General features: G+C 37.4%; 29 protein-coding genes and 1 riboswitch. Of the genes, 23 read left to right on the forward strand and 6 right to left on the reverse strand.

Going from position 1 to position 22,153, the window contains the following annotated elements; genetic code table 11:
• The first annotated feature begins 118 nt into the window (after positions 1–118).
• The 8 genes from O7776_RS05420 (at position 119) to O7776_RS05455 (ending at position 6,213) form a co-directional block, all read left to right on the forward strand.
• Positions 119–1,426: a DEAD/DEAH box helicase gene (locus O7776_RS05420; RefSeq protein ID WP_274309597.1), complete on the forward strand. Its 1,308-nt coding sequence runs from the start codon at positions 119–121 to the stop codon at positions 1,424–1,426.
• Between the two features lie 63 nt (positions 1,427–1,489).
• Complete coding sequence (locus O7776_RS05425) at positions 1,490–2,377, forward strand: deoxyribonuclease IV (RefSeq protein ID WP_274309598.1); 888 nt, start codon at positions 1,490–1,492, stop codon at positions 2,375–2,377.
• A gap of 118 nt (positions 2,378–2,495) precedes the next feature.
• Positions 2,496–3,914 carry a D-alanyl-D-alanine carboxypeptidase/D-alanyl-D-alanine endopeptidase gene (dacB, locus tag O7776_RS05430; protein ID WP_274309599.1) on the forward strand — a complete coding sequence of 473 codons (1,419 nt, stop codon included), beginning with the start codon at positions 2,496–2,498 and terminating at the stop codon, positions 3,912–3,914.
• Between the two features lie 15 nt (positions 3,915–3,929).
• Positions 3,930–4,541 carry a pyroglutamyl-peptidase I gene (locus O7776_RS05435; RefSeq protein ID WP_274309600.1) on the forward strand — a complete coding sequence of 204 codons (612 nt, stop codon included), beginning with the start codon at positions 3,930–3,932 and terminating at the stop codon, positions 4,539–4,541.
• A 178-nt stretch (positions 4,542–4,719) separates the two neighbouring features.
• Positions 4,720–5,052, forward strand: coding sequence for a MerR family transcriptional regulator (locus O7776_RS05440; protein ID WP_274309601.1), 333 nt, complete (start codon positions 4,720–4,722; stop codon positions 5,050–5,052).
• Positions 5,053–5,226: 174 nt separating this feature from the next.
• Positions 5,227–5,463 (forward strand): hypothetical protein, encoded by a 237-nt coding sequence (locus tag O7776_RS05445; protein WP_274309602.1) that lies wholly within the window; start codon positions 5,227–5,229, stop codon positions 5,461–5,463.
• Between the two features lie 77 nt (positions 5,464–5,540).
• Entirely contained in the window at positions 5,541–5,675 is a 135-nt protein-coding gene (locus O7776_RS05450) for a hypothetical protein (RefSeq protein WP_255731186.1), read from the forward strand.
• Positions 5,676–5,880: 205 nt separating this feature from the next.
• Positions 5,881–6,213 carry a DUF3889 domain-containing protein gene (locus tag O7776_RS05455; RefSeq protein ID WP_274309603.1) on the forward strand — a complete coding sequence of 111 codons (333 nt, stop codon included), beginning with the start codon at positions 5,881–5,883 and terminating at the stop codon, positions 6,211–6,213.
• Between the two features lie 93 nt (positions 6,214–6,306).
• Here the strand turns inward: O7776_RS05455 and O7776_RS05460 are convergent, their stop codons facing one another.
• Entirely contained in the window at positions 6,307–6,546 is a 240-nt protein-coding gene (locus O7776_RS05460; RefSeq protein WP_274309604.1) for an isopropylmalate synthase, read from the reverse strand.
• A gap of 104 nt (positions 6,547–6,650) precedes the next feature.
• Here O7776_RS05460 and O7776_RS05465 point away from each other — a divergent pair, with 104 nt between their 5' ends.
• The 12 genes from O7776_RS05465 (at position 6,651) to O7776_RS05520 (ending at position 15,264) form a co-directional block, all read left to right on the forward strand.
• Positions 6,651–7,397 carry a metal ABC transporter ATP-binding protein gene (locus tag O7776_RS05465; RefSeq protein ID WP_241368147.1) on the forward strand — a complete coding sequence of 249 codons (747 nt, stop codon included), beginning with the start codon at positions 6,651–6,653 and terminating at the stop codon, positions 7,395–7,397.
• A gap of 15 nt (positions 7,398–7,412) precedes the next feature.
• Entirely contained in the window at positions 7,413–8,279 is an 867-nt protein-coding gene (locus O7776_RS05470; protein WP_241368148.1) for a metal ABC transporter permease, read from the forward strand.
• Positions 8,276–8,686, forward strand: a complete 411-nt coding sequence (locus O7776_RS05475; RefSeq protein WP_241368149.1) for a Fur family transcriptional regulator — start codon at positions 8,276–8,278, stop codon at positions 8,684–8,686. The genes O7776_RS05470 and O7776_RS05475 overlap by 4 nt, the downstream gene beginning before the upstream one ends.
• Positions 8,687–8,782: 96 nt before the next feature.
• A riboswitch (cobalamin riboswitch) is annotated at positions 8,783–8,962 on the forward strand.
• A 160-nt stretch (positions 8,963–9,122) separates the two neighbouring features.
• Positions 9,123–9,677 (forward strand): hypothetical protein, encoded by a 555-nt coding sequence (locus tag O7776_RS05480; protein WP_274310447.1) that lies wholly within the window; start codon positions 9,123–9,125, stop codon positions 9,675–9,677.
• The gene (locus tag O7776_RS05485) at positions 9,667–10,605 is read left to right on the forward strand and encodes an ABC transporter substrate-binding protein (protein WP_274309605.1); all 939 of its coding nucleotides are present in this window, start codon (positions 9,667–9,669) and stop codon (positions 10,603–10,605) included. The genes O7776_RS05480 and O7776_RS05485 overlap by 11 nt, the downstream gene beginning before the upstream one ends.
• 67 nt (positions 10,606–10,672) lie before the next feature.
• A complete protein-coding gene (locus tag O7776_RS05490) occupies positions 10,673–11,215 on the forward strand; it encodes a bifunctional adenosylcobinamide kinase/adenosylcobinamide-phosphate guanylyltransferase (RefSeq protein WP_274309606.1) in 543 nt (180 codons plus the stop codon).
• A 3-nt stretch (positions 11,216–11,218) separates the two neighbouring features.
• Entirely contained in the window at positions 11,219–12,001 is a 783-nt protein-coding gene (gene cobS / locus O7776_RS05495) for an adenosylcobinamide-GDP ribazoletransferase (RefSeq protein ID WP_274309607.1), read from the forward strand.
• Positions 11,974–12,570, forward strand: coding sequence for a histidine phosphatase family protein (locus tag O7776_RS05500; protein ID WP_241368154.1), 597 nt, complete (start codon positions 11,974–11,976; stop codon positions 12,568–12,570). The genes cobS and O7776_RS05500 overlap by 28 nt, the downstream gene beginning before the upstream one ends.
• Positions 12,522–12,950, forward strand: a complete 429-nt coding sequence (locus O7776_RS05505) for a bifunctional adenosylcobinamide kinase/adenosylcobinamide-phosphate guanylyltransferase (protein ID WP_274309608.1) — start codon at positions 12,522–12,524, stop codon at positions 12,948–12,950. Before O7776_RS05500 ends, O7776_RS05505 begins: the two co-directional genes overlap by 49 nt.
• Positions 12,937–13,431: an ECF transporter S component gene (locus tag O7776_RS05510; RefSeq protein WP_274309609.1), complete on the forward strand. Its 495-nt coding sequence runs from the start codon at positions 12,937–12,939 to the stop codon at positions 13,429–13,431. The genes O7776_RS05505 and O7776_RS05510 overlap by 14 nt, the downstream gene beginning before the upstream one ends.
• Complete coding sequence (locus tag O7776_RS05515) at positions 13,428–14,111, forward strand: hypothetical protein (RefSeq protein ID WP_274309610.1); 684 nt, start codon at positions 13,428–13,430, stop codon at positions 14,109–14,111. The genes O7776_RS05510 and O7776_RS05515 overlap by 4 nt, the downstream gene beginning before the upstream one ends.
• A gap of 82 nt (positions 14,112–14,193) precedes the next feature.
• On the forward strand, positions 14,194–15,264 hold the full coding sequence (locus tag O7776_RS05520) for a branched-chain amino acid aminotransferase (protein WP_274309611.1): 1,071 nt from the start codon (positions 14,194–14,196) through the stop codon (positions 15,262–15,264).
• Between the two features lie 156 nt (positions 15,265–15,420).
• Here the strand turns inward: O7776_RS05520 and O7776_RS05525 are convergent, their stop codons facing one another.
• The 3 genes from O7776_RS05525 to O7776_RS05535 form a co-directional block, all read right to left on the reverse strand.
• Complete coding sequence (locus tag O7776_RS05525; protein WP_274309612.1) at positions 15,421–16,938, reverse strand: flotillin lipid rafts scaffold protein FloT; 1,518 nt, start codon at positions 16,936–16,938, stop codon at positions 15,421–15,423.
• 18 nt (positions 16,939–16,956) lie between these two features.
• Positions 16,957–17,487: an NfeD family membrane protein gene (locus O7776_RS05530; protein WP_274309613.1), complete on the reverse strand. Its 531-nt coding sequence runs from the start codon at positions 17,485–17,487 to the stop codon at positions 16,957–16,959.
• A gap of 85 nt (positions 17,488–17,572) precedes the next feature.
• Complete coding sequence (locus O7776_RS05535) at positions 17,573–19,018, reverse strand: bifunctional metallophosphatase/5'-nucleotidase (protein WP_274309614.1); 1,446 nt, start codon at positions 19,016–19,018, stop codon at positions 17,573–17,575.
• Positions 19,019–19,128: 110 nt separating this feature from the next.
• Here O7776_RS05535 and O7776_RS05540 point away from each other — a divergent pair, with 110 nt between their 5' ends.
• Entirely contained in the window at positions 19,129–19,443 is a 315-nt protein-coding gene (locus O7776_RS05540) for a heme oxygenase (protein ID WP_274309615.1), read from the forward strand.
• Between the two features lie 61 nt (positions 19,444–19,504).
• Here the strand turns inward: O7776_RS05540 and O7776_RS05545 are convergent, their stop codons facing one another.
• Complete coding sequence (locus O7776_RS05545) at positions 19,505–20,119, reverse strand: hypothetical protein (RefSeq protein WP_274309616.1); 615 nt, start codon at positions 20,117–20,119, stop codon at positions 19,505–19,507.
• Positions 20,120–20,638: 519 nt separating this feature from the next.
• Here O7776_RS05545 and O7776_RS05550 point away from each other — a divergent pair.
• Together O7776_RS05550 and O7776_RS05555 are read left to right on the forward strand one after the other, a co-directional pair.
• Positions 20,639–21,331: a tetratricopeptide repeat protein gene (locus O7776_RS05550; RefSeq protein WP_274309617.1), complete on the forward strand. Its 693-nt coding sequence runs from the start codon at positions 20,639–20,641 to the stop codon at positions 21,329–21,331.
• Positions 21,332–21,344: 13 nt separating this feature from the next.
• Complete coding sequence (locus O7776_RS05555; protein WP_274309618.1) at positions 21,345–21,785, forward strand: iron ABC transporter substrate-binding protein; 441 nt, start codon at positions 21,345–21,347, stop codon at positions 21,783–21,785.
• Positions 21,786–21,831: 46 nt separating this feature from the next.
• Here O7776_RS05555 and O7776_RS05560 read toward each other — a convergent pair whose 3' ends face one another.
• On the reverse strand, positions 21,832–22,143 hold the full coding sequence (locus tag O7776_RS05560) for an acyl-CoA dehydrogenase (RefSeq protein ID WP_274309619.1): 312 nt from the start codon (positions 22,141–22,143) through the stop codon (positions 21,832–21,834).
• Positions 22,144–22,153 lie beyond the last annotated feature (10 nt).

Genomic DNA, 22,153 nt, shown 5'->3' on the forward strand with positions numbered 1-22,153 from the left:
CTTTTAAAATTTTGTCTTAACTGTTTGACGGCAGTTCTATTTATCGTTATGATATGCAGATGGTCACTAAAATGTACGAAACATGGTACAATAGGACAGATGTAAGGAGGTACGAAAAATGTCAAAATATACTGATTATCAATTCAAGCCATTTTTGCAGGACGCCATTGCAAAACTTGGATTTACAGAACCGACACCTATCCAAAAAGAGATAATTCCACTCGTATTAAAAGGTAAGAGTGCAATCGGACAAGCGCATACAGGTACAGGGAAAACACATAGTTTTTTATTACCTATCGTACAGCGTATTGTAGAAAACAAACAAGAAGTACAAGCGGTAATCACTTCACCAACTCGTGAATTAGCGCAACAAATTTTTGATGCGTTAAACCAATTAGTAGAAGGTACAGAAATTTCGACTAAGCTATTTATTGGTGGTACGGACAAACAACGTACAATCGATCGTTTAAAGACACAACCTCAAATTGTTGTCGGTACACCAGGTCGTATTAAAGACTTAGTAAAAGAAAACGCACTTTTAGTACACACTGCGCCGATTTTAGTAATCGATGAGGCAGATTTAGCATTCGACATGGGGTTCATTGAAGAAATTGATGGCTTTGCTTCTCACATGCCTGAAAAATTAGAAATGTTCGTGTTCTCAGCAACGATTCCAGAAAAATTAAAGCCGTTCTTAAAGAAATACATGGATTCACCAGTTCATGTTCATATGAATGACAAACGCCCGGTTGCGGAAGGTATTGATTTTGTATTAGTACCTGTACGTTCTAAATCACGTAATTCTCGTTTAATGGACGTTATTAAAGGTATTAACCCGTTCTTAGCGGTTATTTTCTGTAACACACGTAAAACAGCGGAACATGTTGCTGGCTATTTAGCAGAGCAAGGCATTCGCGCAGGTCAAATTCATGGGGATCTTTCTCCACGGGATCGTAAAAAAATGATGAAGCAAATTCGCGATTTAGAATTCCAATACATCGTAGCGACAGACTTAGCTGCACGTGGTATTGATATTCAAGGAATTTCACACGTGATTAACTATGAAATTCCTGAAGATTTAGAGTTCTTCATTCACCGTGTAGGTCGTACTGCACGTGCTGGTTCAAAAGGTACTGCCATCACATTATTCAATCCAGAAGATGAAGATGCATTAGTACGTGTTGAAAAAATGGGTATTCCATTCGTTCAAAAAGACATTAAAAATGGTGAATGGACCGAATTAAAAGACCGTCACCAACGTGCTAGCCGTAAAGGTGAGCGTCAAGAAGACGAAATTGATGTAAAAGCCAAATCAATGGTACGTAAGCCAAAGAAAGTAAAACCAGGCTACAAACGTAATATGCGTTGGGAAATGGACAAAATCAAGAAACGCGAACGTCGTATTAAACGTCGTACAAATAAATAAAATTGCGAATACGGCTGCTTAGAAAACTCTATGCAGCCGGTTTGTTGTTTAGGGGGAAAAAGGATGTTATTAGGATCACACGTTTCGATGAGCGGTAAAAAAATGCTGCTTGGCTCAAGTGAAGAGGCACTAAGTTACGGTGCCAATACATTTATGATTTACACAGGCGCACCTCAAAATACGCGTCGTAAACCAATCGAAGAATTAAACATTATGAAGGGCCTACTGCATATGCAAGAAAACGGTATGTCAAATATCGTTGTACATGCACCTTATATTATTAATTTAGGAAACACAACAAAGCCTGAAACATTTGAGCTTGGTGTTAACTTCCTACAAGAAGAAATCAAACGTACGGCGGCACTTGAAGCTACGCAAATCGTTTTACATCCAGGTGCTCACGTGGGTGCGGGTGTTGATGCAGGGATAGCTAAAATTGTCGAAGGATTAAATGAAGTATTAGCGCAAGATTACCCAGTTCAAATTGCACTAGAAACTATGGCAGGGAAAGGTACTGAAATTGGCCGTAACTTTGAAGAACTAGCACGAATTATTGATGGAGTGAGTAATAATGAACGTCTTTCGATTTGTATGGATACGTGCCACATTCATGATGGAGGCTATGATATCGTCAACGATTTTGATGGTGTGTTAAATGAATTTGACAAAACAATCGGCTTAGATCGTTTAAAAGTATTACACATTAATGACTCGAAAAATGTACGTGGTGCGGCAAAAGACCGTCATGAAAACATTGGCTTTGGTGAAATTGGTTTTGACACATTAAAATATATCGTACATCACCCACAGTTAATGCACTTACCTAAAATTTTAGAAACGCCATTTGTAGGTAGTGATGCGAAAAACAAATTAGCGCCGTATAAACATGAAATCGCCATGTTACGTGATGGAGAATTTCGTCCAGAGCTAATCGATCAAATGCGCGGATAATTTGAATAAACACCTTTTGCACTATTTTAACGCAAAAGGTGTTTTTTTACTTTTCATTACTAAGTTTTTGATATAATTAATTGATAGTATATGGAAAATATTAGAGTGGGGGTAATTTATGAAGAAAGTAATTCAGCTGTTGGCACTTAGTATCTTGTGTTTAGCATTACCATTGCAAAGCTTTGCATCAATTAATAGTGCAGTGATTTCAAATTTAGGTTCAGGAGATGCTGCGGTGACAATTCGTGATATTGATACAGGGAAGATTGTTTATTCGCATAACGGAAATAAATTAATGCGCCCTGCTTCGAATATGAAGCTCGTATCTGGTGCGGCTGCATTAGGTATTTTGGGTGAGGATTATCGCTTTACAACTGACCTTTATATTGATGGTAAAATTCAAAATAACGTACTCAACGGCAATGTATACATAAAAGGCAGTGGCGATCCTACATTAACGAAGGCAGATTTTATTGAGTTTGTATATATATTAAAGCAAAAAGGCATCCGTAAAATAAACGGTAATTTAATAGGGGATGATAAGGCTTTTTCGGGTAGTACATTACCAGTTGGAGTTGAGAAGGTTGATGAATCGTATTATTTCGGTGCAAGAACTTCAGCAATTACGATGTCACAAAATGAGGATTTTGATGCAAGTACCGTCATTATTAATGCAACTCCAGGCAATATTGGCTCAAAGCCAAGCTATACAATTCAACCGAATTTAAGTGGTTTGGTCATTTCGAATCAAGCAAGAACAGTGAGGAATGGACAGAAAAACACCTTAAAGATTGAACGAGTTTACAATTCAAATAAAGTCATCATATCGGGTGATCTACCAAAAGGTAGTAGTAAGAAGGAATGGGTTACATTACTAGATCCATCTGTGAACACAATGCAAGCAATAAAATTAGTTATGCAAGGATCAGGGATTACATTTAGTTCAAATTCAAAAATTGTATTAGCACCAGTAAAAGATGATGCGAGATTATTGTACACAAACAAATCAAAGCCATTAGCAATGATATTCCCTGCTTTTATGAAGCTAAGCAATAATAGCATTGCCGATATTTTAGTGAAAACAATGGGAAGACAAGAATTGGATGAAGGAAGTACAACAGCAGGTACAAAAGTGTTGAAATCATATAGTCAATCCATTGGTTTGGCAGTAGATAACTGGCGCTTTGTAGATGGATCTGGTTTGGCTAATTCAAATCGAGTAACGTCAAACGGTTTATCGCAGTTATTATTTGCCGTGCAGCAAGAGTCATATTTTAACACGTACTTTAACTCGCTTCCAGTGGCGGGAAATAGTGAGCGTATGGTGGGCGGTACATTGCGAAAACGGTTAACGGCAACAAACTTACAAAACCGTGTTTTTGCAAAAACGGGCTATATTCCTAATGTCTACACATTATCAGGTTATATTAAGGGGAATAGTGGTAAGCAATATATTTTCTCTATTCTATTAGAAAATAAAGCGAATGGAATAACGTACATTGATCGTACAGTGACGGAGCTTGTAAAAAATTTATAAGGTAGGTAAATAAGTATGCAGAAGATTTTATTAACTGGTTTCGAACCATTCTTGTCGAATCCAATTAATCCAACAAAGGATATCGTAGAGGGACTAAATGGCAAAGTATTTGGGGATTATGAAGTGATTGGCAGCGTGTTATCGGTTGACTTTAAACAAGCACCACAACAGTTTTTAGCTTTGATAAAGGAAGTACAGCCGACCATCATTATTTCATTAGGCTTAGCAGCCGGCAACACACGCATAATGCCTGAGCGTGTCGCAATTAATGTCAAGGATGGCGAGAAGGATAATAGTGGTGTTGCATTTGTAGATGCACCAATTCATGAAGATGGAGACGCTGCTTATTTTTCAACATTGCCAATCCGTAATATCGTCAATCGTTTAAATGAAGCAGGCTACCCAGCAGCGATTTCAAATTCTGCTGGTACGTATTTATGTAATAACATCATGTATGAAGGATTACATTATGCAAAATCTCACTGCACTGTTCAAGCAACGGGCTTTATTCATATTCCTGCTTCGTTTGAATTAGCCATTCAAAATGGACGTATTGCAGGTTGGTCACAGGTGGATTTACAAGCTGCAATCGAGCTAGCAATAACAGAATGCATTGCAAATGATTAAAAATTGTCATAATTAGCAAGGTAGTAAGCCAGCTTTAACGTTGATTTGGCGCTTTATATCAAAATTCGATAAAATTCTTCTAAAAACGATATGTAATAACGAGAAATAAATTATTGTTGTATAACGTCTTCCTGTTGTAATTTTATTAGTAGATAACAGGAAGGCGGGGAGAAATACGATGAACAAAGATTATCGAAAAGCAATGCCAATTTTACCAATTCGTACGGTGATGCAAATTACGAATTTATCAGCTCGACAAATTCGCTACTATGAGGAGCATGAATTAGTGGAGCCAATGCGTACTGATGGCAATCGTCGTATATTTTCGCTCCAAAACGTCGATGAATTATTAGAAATTCAAGAGCTATTGGAAGAAGGCGTCAATATCGCGGGTATTAAAAAAGTATTTGCGTTGAAGCGTGCGAGCAATAGCCATACATATCGTGGTAAAACAATTAGCAATGAAGAGTTACGGGCAATGGTGCTAAGAGAATTGCAGGCGTTATCGTAATTGTATGCATTTCTTGTGGAAAAACGAAAAGTAATCGTTCACTTTGCACCGAGGATGGAGGTTAGATTGTTCTGTATCAGGTGCAATTCTGAGTTCCATTCCCGTTGAATTGAAAAACCTTGAAGCATAAAACCTCCTCACTTGTGCACATTACATAGTGGGAGGTGAACATCAATGGGAAATAAAAACGGCAATCATAACAATCGAAACAGCAAGAAGACAATGAATGCAAGAACGCATAATCCTTTTGGTACCTACAAAAACAAAGATTTAGATGCCAGCAATAGTAATAATAACAACCCTAATGATAATCTAAACGAAGAATTCTCAGCAGAATTTGATGCCAAACTCAAAAATGCAAATAATAAAACGAATCATGACAAACATCAACAATCCAATAAAAATAAATAGCCAAACCTATCTTTTGTAAAAAATCAGGATCTCATAACACTATGCGTTATTGATTAAATTATGGAGGTGGACAAGCAATGGCGAAGAAAGGTAAAACAAGCTTTAAAAAGAAAAAGAAAGATGATAAGCCTAAAACTAACAACAAACGTGAAGAATATGCACCAGAATTCAACGCAGTAATTCATAATAATGTTCAAAAACCTAAGCAGTAAATAAAAATGGTTAGAAAATAGATGCTTCAAGAAGTGAAAGGTAAAACTTCAGGAGCATCTATTTTTGTTGTTATTTCATTTGCTTAGCGCACTTTACATACCTATATTCAAGCAATAGCATCGTATTAACATCCAGAAAATAGCGTACTTGTTATCGATTGATTTCCCCTAAGTTGCACAAACTATAAATGAGGTGAGAAGATCAATGAAATTCAAAAAAATTGGAGTACGTATTGTTTTAATAACGGCTTTATTTATGCCGTTAAACACGCTACCGATAGTTCATGCCCAGCAAGAAGCACCTGCTTATGCGAAGTGGGGCATACTCGCCATGGAAGAAACTCAAAAAAGATATCCTGGTGCAAAAATAATCGATTATTTGCATCAAGGAAGGGAAATAAAAGGAATCGTAACGATTGAAAAGTTTAAATTATGGTTAAAAAAGGGCGACAAAGAATTTGGTGTATTTGTAAGCATCGTGTTTGTAACGGATACAGAAAAGATAGTTGTGATAGAATTTCAAGAAACTGACAGATAATAAACGGTGTTATATTGAAGTATGTGCATTTAAATGATTTTTTTTCATTGATTTCCTTATAAATTGAACTTTTATAATGTTGGGGTTTATGAATTAAATCCCAACTAGCCTCATTAATTTTTTATAGCGCTGTTCACCAAGTAACTTATGCAATTTTTGTAATACTTCATTGGGAATACCGGTAATTGCCCAGCTAATATTGGCGTGCTTCATGATTTTACGTAGCTTTTTAATTTCCTCCAATGTTAATTCAATATCATTTTTTTTGGCGAATTGCTGAAGCTGTTCATCATTCATTTGTTGCAATCTATTTAACAATTCCAAATTCCTCATTATAGCTCTCCTTTAAAGTTTTTTTCCTTTACATTGTAAAAAAAGTCTACTATACTAATTTGATGTAAATCGTAATGATTTTGAATTAGAAAGAAGCGAAAAAAATGAACAAACCATTGATTGAATTGAAGGATGTTTCCTTTCAATATGAATACACACAAGTATTAAAAAACATTTCTTTACGCGTGAATGAGGGCGATTTTTTGGCGTTAATCGGTCAAAATGGCTCTGGTAAATCGACGCTATTAAAATTGATTTTAGGGTTATTAAAGCCGATGTCTGGGGAAATTAAATTATTTGATGAGCCAGCAAACCAGTTTAAACACCGCGAATGGATTGGCTATGTGTCACAGAAATCTAATGCCTTTAACTCTGGTTTTCCGGCAACTGTTGAAGAAGTAGTAAAAAGTGGCTTATCACAAAAGGTTGGACTGTTTAAGCGTTATCCAAAAGATGCAGACCTTTTAGTGAAGGCGGCCTTGAAAGATGTTGGCATGGAGCAATTTATGAAGCGGAATATTGGACAGCTTTCAGGAGGACAGCAGCAGCGTGTATTTATTGCGCGCGCATTAGTAGCTGATCCAAAGCTACTTATTTTAGACGAGCCAACTGTTGGGATTGACCGTGAAAACGTGCAAGCATTTTATGATATGCTCGCTCATTTAAATAGGCATCATAAAATGACTATGATTTTAGTAACACATGATGTCGATACCGTATCAGACCGTGTAAGCCACGTGGCATGCTTAAATCAAACAATTCATTTCCACGGTTATAAAAATGATTTTGATACGATTTCGGAAGAACAGATTGAAAGCTGGAACGGTCACACTGTTCGAAAGATTCATTAAGAGGAGTAGGCCATTATGATCGAAGCAATATTAAACTATGAATTTTTACAAAACGCCTTTTTCTCAGGGCTCATTATTGGTGTCATTGCCCCGTTACTGGGAGTATTTATTGTTGTTCGTCGTCTGTCGCTAATCGCGGATGCGCTGTCACATGTAACGCTTGCAGGCATTGCTGGAAGTCTTTACATAAGTCAGTCTTTTGCCGGTTTGGCGCTGCTTAATCCGATTTACTTAGGAATTGTTGCGTCGGTAAGTGGTTCAATCTTAATCGAGCGCTTGCGACGTTTGTATAAGCACTATGAAGAGCTTGCAATTCCAATTATTATGTCGGGTGGTATCGGGGTTAGTGCGATTTTAATTTCACTAGCAAGTGGCTTTAATACAGATTTAATGAGCTATTTATTCGGCTCGGTATCTGCTGTTTCGAGACAGGATTTATTTGTTGTCATTGCGATTGCGATTGTCGTGGTGATATTCTTAGTATTATTTTTCAAAGAATTATTCGTTCTATCTTTTGACGAAGAATATGCAAAAGCAAGTGGGTTGCCGGCAAAATGGATTCATTTGTTATTTATGGTTGTTGTGGCACTTGTCATTGCAGCTAGCATGCGTATTGTTGGGATATTGTTAGTATCTAGCTTAATGACATTACCGGTAGCAGCAGCAATGCGTTTAGCACATGGCTTTAAACAGGCGATTATTTTAGCGATTGTATTTGGTGAACTTGCGGTATTAATAGGTTTAGTGAGTGCATTTTATTTAAATTTAGCGCCAGGTGGTACGATTGTCGTAACTTCAATTATCATTCTATTATTTGTCATTATCATTAAAAAAATGGTTTTAAAATTATCAACTAAGGTGGAAGGGGAAGAAGCACAGTGAATACAACACGCGCGTGGGAAATATTAAAAGACAATGGCTATAAAAAAACAGATAAACGAGAGTTAATTTTGGGTATGTTTGCGGCTACGGATAAATATTTGACTGCCCGTGATTTACTGCAAGTGCTGAAAAAAGACTTCCCAGGCATGAGCTTTGATACGATTTATCGTAACTTAGCAACGTTTGTTGAATTAGATATTTTAGAAGAAACCGAGCTAAATGGTGAACGTAATTTCCGCATGCATTGTGAATCGGATCATCACCATCATCATTTTATTTGTCGCGATTGTGGGAATGTGAAGGAATTATCACTGTGTCCGATGGAGATGCTTGGAGAAAAGCTGCCAGGTTATGCAATAGAAGCTCATAAATTCGAAATATATGGAAAATGCCCGAGCTGCTTATAAAGGTATAAATTTTATGTTTTAATCCATGAAATCGATGTGAATTTAAAAACTATTTGCATAATTTCATCAGTATGATAAAGTAAACTTTACAAATTGAATAGTTTGCAAGAAAGAGATGCCTAGTGCATAAATGGGAATTCGGTGTAAATCCGAAGCTATATCCGTAACTGTAAGCGTAGATGAAAGTAAGCAAAATACCACTGCTAAAAGCGGGAAGGTGCTTATGTTTAAAGTGAAGCGCGAAGCCAGGAGACCAATCTTTTTCTGATCGTAACACACCTCTTCGGAAATAAAGAGAATGTACGGCAGCCATACATCAAATGAGCGTTTTTAAATATACCTTTTTGATTTTATGAAGCCATCCATTTTCTGGGTGGCTTTTTTCATGCCATTTAAAATTTCAAAGAGCAATGAATTTGAAGTGAGGTTGAGAAAGTTGAAGAAGGATATTCGTTATTCGTGCTATCCATTCATGCGTGAAAAATCGAGTTGTGTTGATTATGAAATTCGTACAGATTCACTAACGACACGTATTGGTGCAGTTATTCCGACATTAGTGGATGATGAACGCGGTCGGATTGTATTAGAAGATTTACGTCTCATACAACCGCTTGCTTATCACGTAAATGGTTCAGTGCGCGGAAAATTAGCGATTACAGAAGATGACTTAAAGTGGTTAAGCGATCGTTATGATTTTTATGTGAGTGAAGTAAAAGAAGCCATTCAGCAGTTTTTATTACCTCAAGGGGTGGAAAGCGCGGCTCGTCTTCATATTTGCCGTAGTGAAGCGAAAAAATCATATCGCGCATTACATAAAGTAAGTGAGGAAAGAGATGTTCCTGAAATTTTATTCGACTTTTTAGGCTTACTTGCCAATGTATTGTTTGTGATGGCTGTGTACATGAACAAGCAACACGAATGTGATGAAATTGTCTTTACCTCAAAATCATATCCAATGAAAAAGAAAAAGGAGCAAAACAATGAACTTTAAAATGAAATGGGTTGCACCTGTTGCAGCAGCACTACTTTTAGCAGCATGTGGAGCAGACGAAGAAAAAGCATCAAAAGATCCAGTTAAGCAAACTGAGGCAGATGGTCCCTACACAGTTGTAGATGACCGCGGTATTGAAGTAACTTTCGAGGAAGTACCAGAAACAATCGTATCATTACAGCCAAGTAATACAGAAATTTTATTTGAATTAGGTGTCGGTGCTCAAATTGTTGGTGCAACAGACTATGATACATATCCAGAAGCGGCACAAAAAATCGAACGTGTTTCTACGTCAACAGTCATTAACGCAGAACGTATCGTTGAGTTAAATCCAGACGTAGTCGTAGCTTACACAGCCGGTGATGAGGCACAAATTGCACAGTTAGAAGACACGGGCTTAAAGGTGTTTGTCATCGCTTCAGCTACATCATTTGACGATGTCTACACAGATATCATTCAGCTTTCTGAAGTAATGGGCGTTGAGGAAAAGGGAAATGAAGTCGTAGCAGACATTAAAGGACAAATTGCAGCAGTTCAAGAGAAAACAAATACTGTAGATGCAAAGAAAAAAGTGTACTATGAAGTATCACCAGCTCCAGACATTTGGACAACTGGTAGCGATACATTCCAACAAGAAATTATGAATACAGCCGGTGTTGAAAATATTTTCGCAGACCAAAATAGCTGGTTAAGCGTAACAGAAGAAGATGTAATTACACGTAATCCAGAAGTAATTATTACTCCAGCAACTTATATGGAAAATGCAGTGGATGAAATTTTAGGTCGTGCAGGCTGGGATCAAATTCAGGCAGTTTCAGATAAGGCTGTTGTGTTAGTAGATGGAGATGTTATGTCTCGCCCGGGGCCACGTATAGGTGAAGCGGTAGAAATTATGGCAGAAGCCGTATACCCAGAATTATTTAAATAGGCTTATAATAATAGAACATGCCTGATTGTAGGTGTGTTCTTTTAATTATTTGCAAAGGTGGACTACAATGATCTTTATAACTGGCGGAGTACGTAGTGGTAAAAGTGCCTATGCCGAGCAACGTGCCCTAGCTTTGGGGGACGAAAAACATTATTACTATTTTGCAACGGGTGCCGCGTTTGACGAAGAAATGAAAAAGCGAATTATACGACATCAGCAAGATCGCATACAGCAAGAAATCAAATGGACAACAGTGGAAATGCAAGTGGAAATACCTCAACAAATCAATCAATTATCATCTAATGATGTTGTATTATTTGAATGTGTTACGACATGGCTTTCAAATGTGCTCTATTTAAGTGAACAGCAAAAAAATCGTAGCGAATATATCAATAACTGCATCGAATCCCTACAAAAGCAATTGCAAAATTGGCAAGTACAAGGTGCTACAATAATAGTTGTATCGAATGAAGTATTAGACGAGCTGCCTTCAAAATATGAGGAAGTGAATTTATATCGCAAGTTGTTAGGAAACTTGCATCAATGGCTTGTGCAGCATAGCCATGAAGCTTATGAAGTACAGTTTCAACTTGTACAACGATGGAAATAGGGGGTGAGCAGGTTGAAAAATGCAAGTCAAGGTTTCTTATTAGCGTGGCAGTTTTTTTCTTTCATACCGATAAAAAAGCAATTAGATATGAATAAAAGCTCGATTACGTGGATGTATGCGAGTTTACCGCTCGTTGGTTTAGTAATTGGTGCAATGATAAGCTGTGGTGCGTATTTACTTGTTAGCTATAGCGATATATCCAATTTATTATTGTCGATTTTACTTGTAATTGGCATGGTTATTTTTACTGGTGGGTTACATTTAGATGGCTTTATCGATATGTGTGATGCCTTTTTTTCATATGGTGATAAAGATAAGCGATTGCAAGTGCTAGATGATCCTCGCACAGGCGCTTTTGGTGTGTTAGGGATTGTATCATTACTTTTGTTGAAGCTTGGTTTTGTTTATGAAACACTAGCACAAGGGCAGCTAGCAATGCTTGTGTATATTGTCATTATTCCATATATTGCGCGCATCGGGATGCTTGTGTATTTTGTAACAATGAATACGTCGAAACAAACAGGTTTAGCCGCCTATTTTAAAGAGCAGGTAGTAAGAAAGCAGCTCATTATTTATAGTGCAGTGCTGTTTACACTACTGAGTGCGGCGCTGATATATACTGGGATTTATAGCTTCTTTATTTTAGTAGCCATAATGCTAGCTGTAGTTGTAATTTACCGTAAATGGTCGTATCGGAATTTTGGGGGTATGAGTGGTGATTTACTCGGTGCATTAGGTGAAAGCTTGGAGGTTGTTTTATGGCTAACAGTGTTACTGTGCATTTAATTCGGCATGAAAAAACGGATGCTAATATAAAGCGCAAATATATCGGCTGGACGGATGAGCCAATTGTTGAAAATGTAAATATGAGACCGATTTTGCAGCCAGACATTGTCTATGGTAGTGATTTAATGCGCTGTGAACAAACTGCCAATCGCTATTTCCCGCAGGCAAAATTTAAAGCATACCAAAGTTTACGTGAGCTTCATTTTGGCGACTTTGAAATGAAGACGTATGAAGAATTACAACATAATAAAATGTATCGTGCATGGATTGATGATCCGTACAATGTAACACCGCCAAATGGTGAAAGCTTTGAACAATTTAAGCAGAGAGTAGTTCAGACGTTTATGCAAATCGTTGAAGCGCAACAAGACTACACTTTCATTGTGCATGGTGGCGTTATTCGAATACTTCTTTCGCAATTTGGACTTAAAGAAAAAACATTTCAACAAGTGATGGCCAATCATCGGACCATTTATACGTTACAATGGGCAACACTTGAGGATTTTATAGGAGGTACGAAATGCACGTCATACTCGGAGGCGCACATAACGGGAAACGTGCGTATGTAGAAAGAGAAATCTTAAAATTCAAACAAAGAGATACAGTGTTTTTTGAAGGGATAATACCCGATTCATCGTATGAAAATGCAGGAAAAGTACTTGTTATTAGTGAATTTGAAAAAATCATTGCACCTTTTTTAAATCAACCCGAACAAATTATTGCGCAGGAAATATTTGAGCAAATTGAACATCTGGCACAAAATAATTTATTGTACTGTATATGTACTGATACGAGCCGTGGTATTGTACCAATAGAGAAAGAGGCACGTCAATTACGAGATACATGTGGACGTTTGTATCAATTACTATGTGCGCACGCCGACGCAGTAACGCGCGTATGGTATGGAATTCCTCAGCAACTAAAAGGAGATAGTTATGGAGAAAAATAAATTACGACTAATTATTTTAACGGCTTTAATTGCCGCAATTTGTGTGATTGGCAGCATGATTAAAGTGCCAGTAGGAATGATTACAACTGCGGCACTTGATTCGGCCCCGGCTTTTATTAGCGCGGTTTTTTTACCACCTGTTTTTGCAGGAGCAGCAGGTGCGTTTGGACATATTGCAACAGGGTTAACTTCAGGATTTCCACTTGGCGTATTTCATGTTTTAATTGCGATTGAGATGTTTGTTATTGTAGCTGTTTTTGCCTGGTTACATCGAAAAGAGTATCACTTTTTGAAATGGGTTTTTGCGATTGTAGCGAATGGCATTATTTCACCGTTACCGTTTTATTTCTTAATTTCGCCAGCGTTTTATATCGGTGCATTGCCTTCATTATTCATTGCGACTGTAATCAATGTTGCGATTGCGGCGGTTGTCATGCCAGTTCTTAAAACCGTAATTCATCGTGTTGGGGTGAATGCATGAGAAATGCAATTGAAGTGAATGATTTCATCGTGACGATTGATAATTCGGGCTGTATTGGTAGTAAAGATTTGGACGCAGTGCACGTACCAGACGAAATTACTGCCTATTTCACTGCGCGTACAGCAATATTAGAACAGCTTTGTGCAGGCGCTAAGCCAATTCAATTATTAATGGCCAATTTTTCGGGTGATGAGGTTTGGGCAAGTTACGAACAGGGCTTTCAACGTGCCTTTGACGAAATGAAGCTTGCCATGCCACCGCTTACTGGTTCGAGTGAGTCCAATTTTCAAGCGCTACAATCGGCCGTGTCTTTAACGATTATTGGTCAGAAAAAATTTCAACGCACGATACAAGACTGTGCATTTTTTGTTGTAGGCGAGCCACTTGTTGGAAATGATGTGTTAGCTAATCCAAATAAAGTAGCAAAATTACATGAGCTTTATGAGGGCTTAGTAGATGAAACCATTGCAGCAATTTGGCCAACTGGGTCGAAGGGTATTGCAACGGAAATCGAACGCTTTATCGGCAATGGCTATACAAGTAATGTGGAGTTACATACTTCTGCTGGGCCATCCTGTGCAGTACTAGTCGCGGTACAATACCAAAATATACAGTCATTTAAAGAGAAAATCTCTGCGCCAATATATGAAATTACTGCTCTAAAAAAATATTTTGAATAAATATTACAAAATTATAAATTTTCTAAAAATAAAGTGGTATGATAGAGTGTATCAATCTATTTTTAGTTAAGGAGCATGAACAATGACAACGTATCAAATTTCAACGAAGTTAATAACAAATAAAAAAGAGAAAACGCCTGCTGATCAGCTTGGCTTTGGTCAAGTATTTACAGATCATATGTTTGTGATGGACTATGTGGAAGGGCAAGGCTGGGTAAACCCAACAATTACCGCATATGCTCCAATCGAATTAAGCCCGGCTGCAATGGTATTCCATTATGGTCAAGCGGTATTTGAAGGCTTAAAGGCATATTTGACAGAAGATGGGGAAGTACAATTATTCCGTCCAGACCGCAATTTCAAACGCTTAAATGATTCAAATGCGCGCCTATGTATCCCAGCAATTGACGAGGAACTAGCATTACATGCGTTAAAAGAATTAATTCGTGTGGATCGTGAATGGGTTCCTTCTTCACCAGGTACATCACTATATATTCGTCCATTTATTATTGCGACTGAGCCATATTTAGGCGTAAATCCTGCAAAGAACTATAAATTTATGATTATTATGTCGCCGGTAGGCTCTTATTATAAAGAAGGCATTAATCCGGTGAAAATTTTAGTAGAGCAGCATTATGTACGCGCTGTAGTAGGTGGTACAGGTGAAGCAAAAACAGCAGGTAACTATGCGTCAAGTTTAAAAGGTTCTGAATTAGCGGCACAACAAGGCTACTCACAGACACTTTGGCTAGATGGTAAGGAAAATAAATATGTTGAAGAAGTAGGAAGCATGAATATCTTCTTCAAAATTGATGGTAAAGTGATTACACCAGCATTAAACGGCAGTATTCTACCAGGGATTACACGCGACTCGATGATTCAAGTGTTAAAATCGAAAAACATCCCAGTAGAAGAGCGTGCGATTGCGTTTGAGGAAGTATTAACTGCAGCGAAAAACGGTACGCTTGAGGAAGTATTTGGCACAGGTACAGCAGCTGTTATTTCTCCTGTAGGTGAGCTGAAATGGTTAGATGAAATTATTGCTATCAATGATGGACAAATCGGGGAAGTAACGCAAATGCTATATGATACATTATTAGGTATTCAATATGGTACATTAGAAGATCCATTTGGTTGGACGATTAAGCTATAACATAAAAGTAACGCCACGAGCGCTAGTATTAGCTCGTGGCGTTATTCTTTATTTTTCCCTGCACTTCAATCAATTCATAAGGTGTGAATTTTCTAATAAAGTAACAAGCCCTTTGCTAATGAAATTTCACTTTTAGCACAGTCCTGTTGTTTCTTATTACTTCACTAATTCCTCAACTTGTGAAAATACTTCATGTGGAACAGAAGTGGATCGTTCCAAAGTATTTTTTCCGACATACGTTTCGATTAAATTCTTCACATCAATTCCAGATGATGCTTTTAACGTTTCTTGCAAACCAGCCATTAAATCTGTAGCGTAGCCCGTAACTTTGCCAGCACCGCCATTTGCGCCACTACCTGTATCAACGACTGTAATCTTATCAATATTTGATAATGGGCTTGCAATTTGTTTTGCGTATTCTGGTAACATTTTCACGATCATATCAAGGACAGCCGCTTGACCAAATTGCTCAAAGGCTTCTGCGATTTTTTGTTTTGCTTCGGCTTCGGCTAAACCACGAAGGCGAATAATTTCTGCATCAGCTGTACCTTGTGCGCGCTCAGCATCGGCTTTTGCTATACCATCTAAGCGAATGCGCTCTGCATCAGCTTGTGCTTGCATTTCAATACGGTATTTATCTGCGTCAGCTTGAGCCAATTGCTTCGATTTTTCGGCAATGGCACGTTGCTCAATCGCATAGCGCTCAGCATCGGCCTTTTTCTTAACTTCTGAATCATATTGACGTTCACGACGTAAAATTTCACGTTCTTCTAATTCAATTTGCTTTTGACGTTCGATGATTTGAATTTGCATTTCCTGTTCGGTTACTTCTTGCTTTGCACGAGCTGTTTCTAATTCATAAGCTTGGTCAGCACGGGCTTTTGCAATATCTTGCTCACGACGATATTCTGCTACTTTTAATTGATTATCTTTTTCTGCCTCGGCAATTTCAGTAGCACGGGCTAGTTCTGCTTTTTGAGCCTCTTGAGCTGCTTGCGCACGTTTAATACGTGTTTCCTTATCCGCTTCAGCTGTAGCGATATCCGCATCACGCTTCACTTGTGCAATACGCGGCTTTCCGAGAGACTCTAAGTAGCCATTTTTATCACGTACATCTTTAATCGTAAACGAAACGATGATTAAGCCCATTTTCGCTAAATCCTGAGAGGCGACACGTTGTACTTCTTGCGAGAATTTATCACGATTTTTATAAATTTCCTCAACGGTCATTGAGCCAAGGATTGAACGCAAATGCCCTTCTAATACTTCACGAGCCTCGCCTTCACGCTCGTGCTTATCTTTACCTAAAAATTGTTCAGCAGCTGTAGCAATTTCAGAAATGGACCCGCCGATTTTAATAATTGCTGTTCCATCTGCCATAACAGGTACGCCTTGCTCTGTATAAACTTCAGGAGTAGTTACTTCAAGTTTACTTGATAGTAAGCTTAAAGGTCTTGCTTGTTGGAAAACAGGGAATACAAATGTACCACCACCGCGGATAATTTTAATGCGATTGCCCGATTCATCGGTATGTACATTGTTATTTCCTAAATAGCTACCCGTAACAATAAGTGCTTCATCTGGACCTGCTGTGCGGTATTTCATAATATAGACCGCTACAATAGCAAGAATTAAGAATAAGACAACGCCAATGGCAATAAGTGTACCTAACATAAACATCCTCCTCGAATATTAAAATGTAAATTCTTCGTTTTCATAGATTGCTACAAAAGCTGTTCCTTCACGAACTTCAATGATTAAAACGTGGGTATTATAAGGAATTTCTAAATTGTGAAAACTAGCTGCTCGTTTTGAAATAATGCCATTTACCCCTTCAATCACAATTTCTCCAAAGCCGTCTAACGGAATAGGGACAATTACTCGAGCAACTTGGCTTTCAAGTGATTCATCAGTATAGGCTAATGAAACTTCGGCAGAGCGTAGTGGAACAAGTAAGAAAAAATAAAGTAGTGCGGTAAAAATGCTCGCGATAAAAAGTGCGATTACTAAAATGATAAAGCTTGTAAATGATGTGAAGTGTTCGAAAATGTATCCAGCTGCGGCTGTAAAAGTGATAAATGATAAAATAATTGCTGGATCGAAAATAGGGATTGTGTCTAAAGAAGTGTCTGCCACGTCAGCGAAAAATAAATACAAAACAGTACAGCAGCCGATGACGATTAAAATGGTTAAGTAAATCACTTCTAATGAGTACCCAAACATGTTACACCTCCTTTTATTTAATTAATATATACGGAGCGAAAAGGAAAAAGTTTCAGAAAAAACAAAATTTTAGAAAAAAGTAAAATCATTTCCGAATGAGGAAATGATTTTTTACTTGTGTTTGTATGGGGCTATTTTTTTGAATGTATGCCATCATTAGTTTTGGGACAAATTCGCTAGTTTCGTAAATAGGATTTTTATGAAACATAGCATAATCATGTGCACCAGTTGCTCGGTAGCTATTGATGACAACACTAAATATTTCGTTGTCTTGCATTTCATGTCCATTATATTCACATGAGACAACTCGCTGACCAACAGGATGACTTAAACAAATTTCATAATCCAAGCCTCCCCAAAGATCATAAACAAAAGGCTGTGGCTGTGGGTAATGGACATTCATACTAAAATCGATTTTGTCTTGCGTATTGATAGCGAATACACTGGCACTTAATTCGAGTGCTTCTCGAATTTCAGCACCCGTCATTTCAATTTTTACTAATCGATTTTGGCGCGGTAAATTATGTAACACATCTTTTCGAGTAATTTGCTTTTGGAATCCACCGTTTTGATGATACGGAAGCTCGATAACTGATAACTGTGCCATTGTATAGTGCATTTGCATGTCGTGCAGAAGCTGTACATAACCTGTTTGCATGGTGCGAGGTGTGAAAAAATCGCTGTATTGTAAATCGCATGCGCTCTCGCCAATCATTTCATTTTTCCACCTATCAAATGTAGCATCAGTAAATGAAGGTAATGATTCATCCACGTAAACTAATGTTGGTTCATGTGTAATATTGTCGCCCTCGATTGAGACATCGATTTGTGCAAAACATTTAGCATTGGCTCCAGGCTGAACGACAGAGATACCATTTATTTTTGTAGCAATTTCTAAATGCTGATGTCCAGTGATGAAAAGGTCAATACCATCAATTTCACGAAGCATGCGATAACCCTCATTTTCGCCTTCTAGCAAATCAATCAGATGACCGGTCTGTAAATCTCGTTCAAAGCCACCGTGGTAGCATAAAATAACGAAATCTACCTGTTCATTTGCGCGTACATGCTTAACGGTTCTTTGCGCAGCGTTAAATGCTTGTTCAAAATGTAATGATTTCGTTGCATTGCCCTCATCCCAAAAGGGTGTAAAATGTGTCACAACGCCAATAACCGCAACGCGTATTCCATGAATGTCTTTAATAACATAATCTTTAGCAAACCCATTAATATTGGCTGCAATCCAAGGGAAATTGCATGCACTACGCATTCTTTCAATTGCATTAAGAGGATAATTGAATTCGTGATTTCCGAATACAGCAACATCATATTGAAGTGCATTGGCCATGTTAATTTGTGGATGTTCACATCGCTGTATATTTTCATAAAAATAGCTTAAGTGACTCCCTTGCAAAAAATCGCCATTATCGATTAAAAGATCGGGTTGTCGGCTATTTATCATGGAGGCAAGCTGTGAAAAACGTTCGGTATGTCCGTGTATGTCACTTGTTGCGATAATTGAAAATTTCATGTACATACTTCCTTTGTGCTTCGTTGTTGCTATTATAGCGCGAATTATTGCGCAATAGTGATGAAAATGATTAAATGAAGATGAAGAGCAAATAATGAGGAGTGATTTTCATGATTACAGTAACAAACCGTATTAAAGTAAAAAAAGGATTTGCTACAATGATGGCACCAAAATTTGCACAGCCAGGGCCATTACAACAATTTAAGGGCTTTCAAAAAGTTGAAGTATTAATTGCTACTCAATTTGAAGAGTATGATGAGATGAGCGTTGTAATGTATTGGGATACAAAAGAGGATTTTGCTGTTTGGCGTGAAAGCGATACTTTTAAAGAATCACATAAACGTCCAGCTGGTGGGCAAGGCGAGTCACTGATGCTAGGCTCTGAAATTGTTATTGCTGAAGTAGCAGCTTCCATTTCAAAATAACGAGCAACAATTTTGTCTAAGAATAAAAATAGCCTGTCGATTTGTAAACGACAGGCTCCTTTTATAATGTTTGATACGATTCATTATTGAGAAAGTCTTGGTAGAAGAAACTTGCTTCGTCACAACATTTTTTGACGAGACGTTCAAATTCATTGGAAGAATTCAAATGCTGAATCAAAATTTTCACTAGTATCGCTTGATCTTTCATAAAGGGTTGTAATAATTCCTTACTTTGCAAATGCATTAAATAATAGTGACATTGCTGATTGCGTTTAATTAAGGGACGCTGGTTAGCGATTTTTAAGATTTTTATATACCAATTATTTATTTGCTTTGTTAGTAGGATTGATAAAATATAGATATGTTCTTTTGTAGTGTCTGGATGAGAGCGGAAATAATTAATATAGTAATCATTTTTCAAAGCATTAAACATTATATGGTTCGAAGAATAGTAGAGTATTTTATCGAAAGACTCGATAATATCTTCTTCTTCGCGATGTAATAGCACCCAAAAATTAAATGCAGAAATCCACATATCTTCCGTATTATAATAACTAGTATTATCAATCGGTATCGTCAATAAGGGATTCATTTTTTCAGCTAATTGCCGGAAATCTAAGACATACTGCTCATTGATAAAAAATAAACTGTGCTCAAGTGTGATCTGATTATACATAGATTTTCCACCTCTTTTAACTTGCTTCAGCAAATTCTTTTTGTACCATAAGCAAAAGGACGGGTACAGAAGTCTCCTTTTCAGCAAGGGGCCAAACCCAGGCTGAATGGAGGAACTCAGGCTAAGACGCCGCGTCGTGCGGCAACACCTGAGTGACCAACATCGTGTTGGCCCAAGCCTCTGGCAGATGTCACAGATTTTTTAGAGGAGTTTTTCGAGCCTGCTCGAAAAAATCTGGACGCAATTACGCAAAAGCGTAATTGATTATTGCTACTAGATTTGGTGTAGTTATGATCTATTGTTTAAACTTCCTATGAAATATCAATAAAACCAACAATTAGGTCTTATGATTGTACTTATTATCGCCAACTTTGGATAGATTTTCATCTAAAAAGCGATATATAGTTCAATTGAATAGTAGAAATCCTAAAATAGTATGATGTTGAGGGAACATTATTCCTCGAATATTCACATAAATGAATTTGAAATTACAAGGTAAAAGGTAGGGGAAACCGACTTATGATGAACATGGAGCAATACTTTTACGATGGTCAATTTTTAAAAAGCTATAAAGCAGCACTACAGGATCTAACAAATGAAAGTAGAAAACAGTATTTAGTAATATTCGAGAAGTATGAATACGCAAATTTCCCTCAGCCATCTGAACAGCTTCAACAGAGTATAGAACGTGCTAATGAAAGCTATGAGGAATTAGATGAGGTCGAACAAATACGTGCGATTCAAGATGAAGCACAATTTGCACAAGCTATTAAAGAACTTGAAAATGACGCACGTACAGCCGGTGATGTGCGGAAAGCGGAATCCTTTTTCGTGCAAGCTCAGTTATTTTTAATGGCACATCATTACGATGAAAGTATTCATTGCTTTATGCAAACAGTAAAGCATAATCCAAATAAGGCATTATATTATGGCTTTGCAGGGCAAACGATGAATCGTTTTAGTTGGTCGCCGTTTGATACATTACCTTACATAGAACGCGCCATTGATTTGGATCCACAAAATGCACGTTGGTATTGGAATAAGGCACTGGTATTAACCCAGTTATATAAAGATCTGCAAGCAGAGCCGTTTTTAGAAAATGCGCTAATTGCGATTGAAAAAGCAAATGAAGTTTGTCGTGAAGACCAAATATCATTACGAAATGGTATCGACTCAACGTTGGAAAATTTAAAGGAATATTTATTTAATTAAACGGGGGCACAGCATGAAGAGCAAAAAGTTTTTGTCATGGAAAGGTATTTCGATTTATTTAACGATTATTTTATTTTTAGTCATTTTCATTCAAATGATGGATCAAAATAAGCGTGATGAAAAAGAAGGGCAGTACTTAGCAGAAATCGAAAAGGCTTATTTACATCTTGTTGATTTTCAAACGTATATTTTAAATGATGAAGTGCAAGTAGATGACAACAAGCATGTATTAGTGATGGCGCAGAGGGATTTCCAATATCAGTTAAGCCTGTTTATCGATATTTTTGGTAATAAGGAAAAAGGTGAGGTTAGCTTGTATGACTTTTATGCTGAAGCAGACAAAGCGTTGCAAGCCTTTTATGACGCCTCTACAAAAGAGCAACAAACGGCTGCACACGAACAGCTACTTGCAATCAAACAGCCTCTATTTACACTGATTGGCGATCAAAAATAAAACGAAAAAAGCTCACAGGACGAAAATTCGTTTTGTGAGCTTTTCATTATTTTTTCTTTGATTTGACAAACGCTATCACTAAGCAAATAACTTGAATTACCACTATGGCAATTAACATATAAAAGTCATTTTTTGAGCCGCTTAAGTTCAATTCATCAACTAAAATTCCTGAAATATAGAATAGCTGTGCACTTAGAAGGATGATAAACGTCCCAATAAATAGCATGATTTTTGGATTAATCGCAAAACGCAGTACGATTATAACAAATAGTGCACTGAAGATTAACATCAATGTGAATAATGGATCCAGTAATGTTAAAGTACCGTCCTTGGCAAAGTTTTCGTACGTATAATTCATAAAGGCAACT

Source organism: Solibacillus daqui (genome assembly GCF_028747805.1).
In the GTDB taxonomy this organism is placed as follows: domain Bacteria; phylum Bacillota; class Bacilli; order Bacillales_A; family Planococcaceae; genus Solibacillus; species Solibacillus daqui.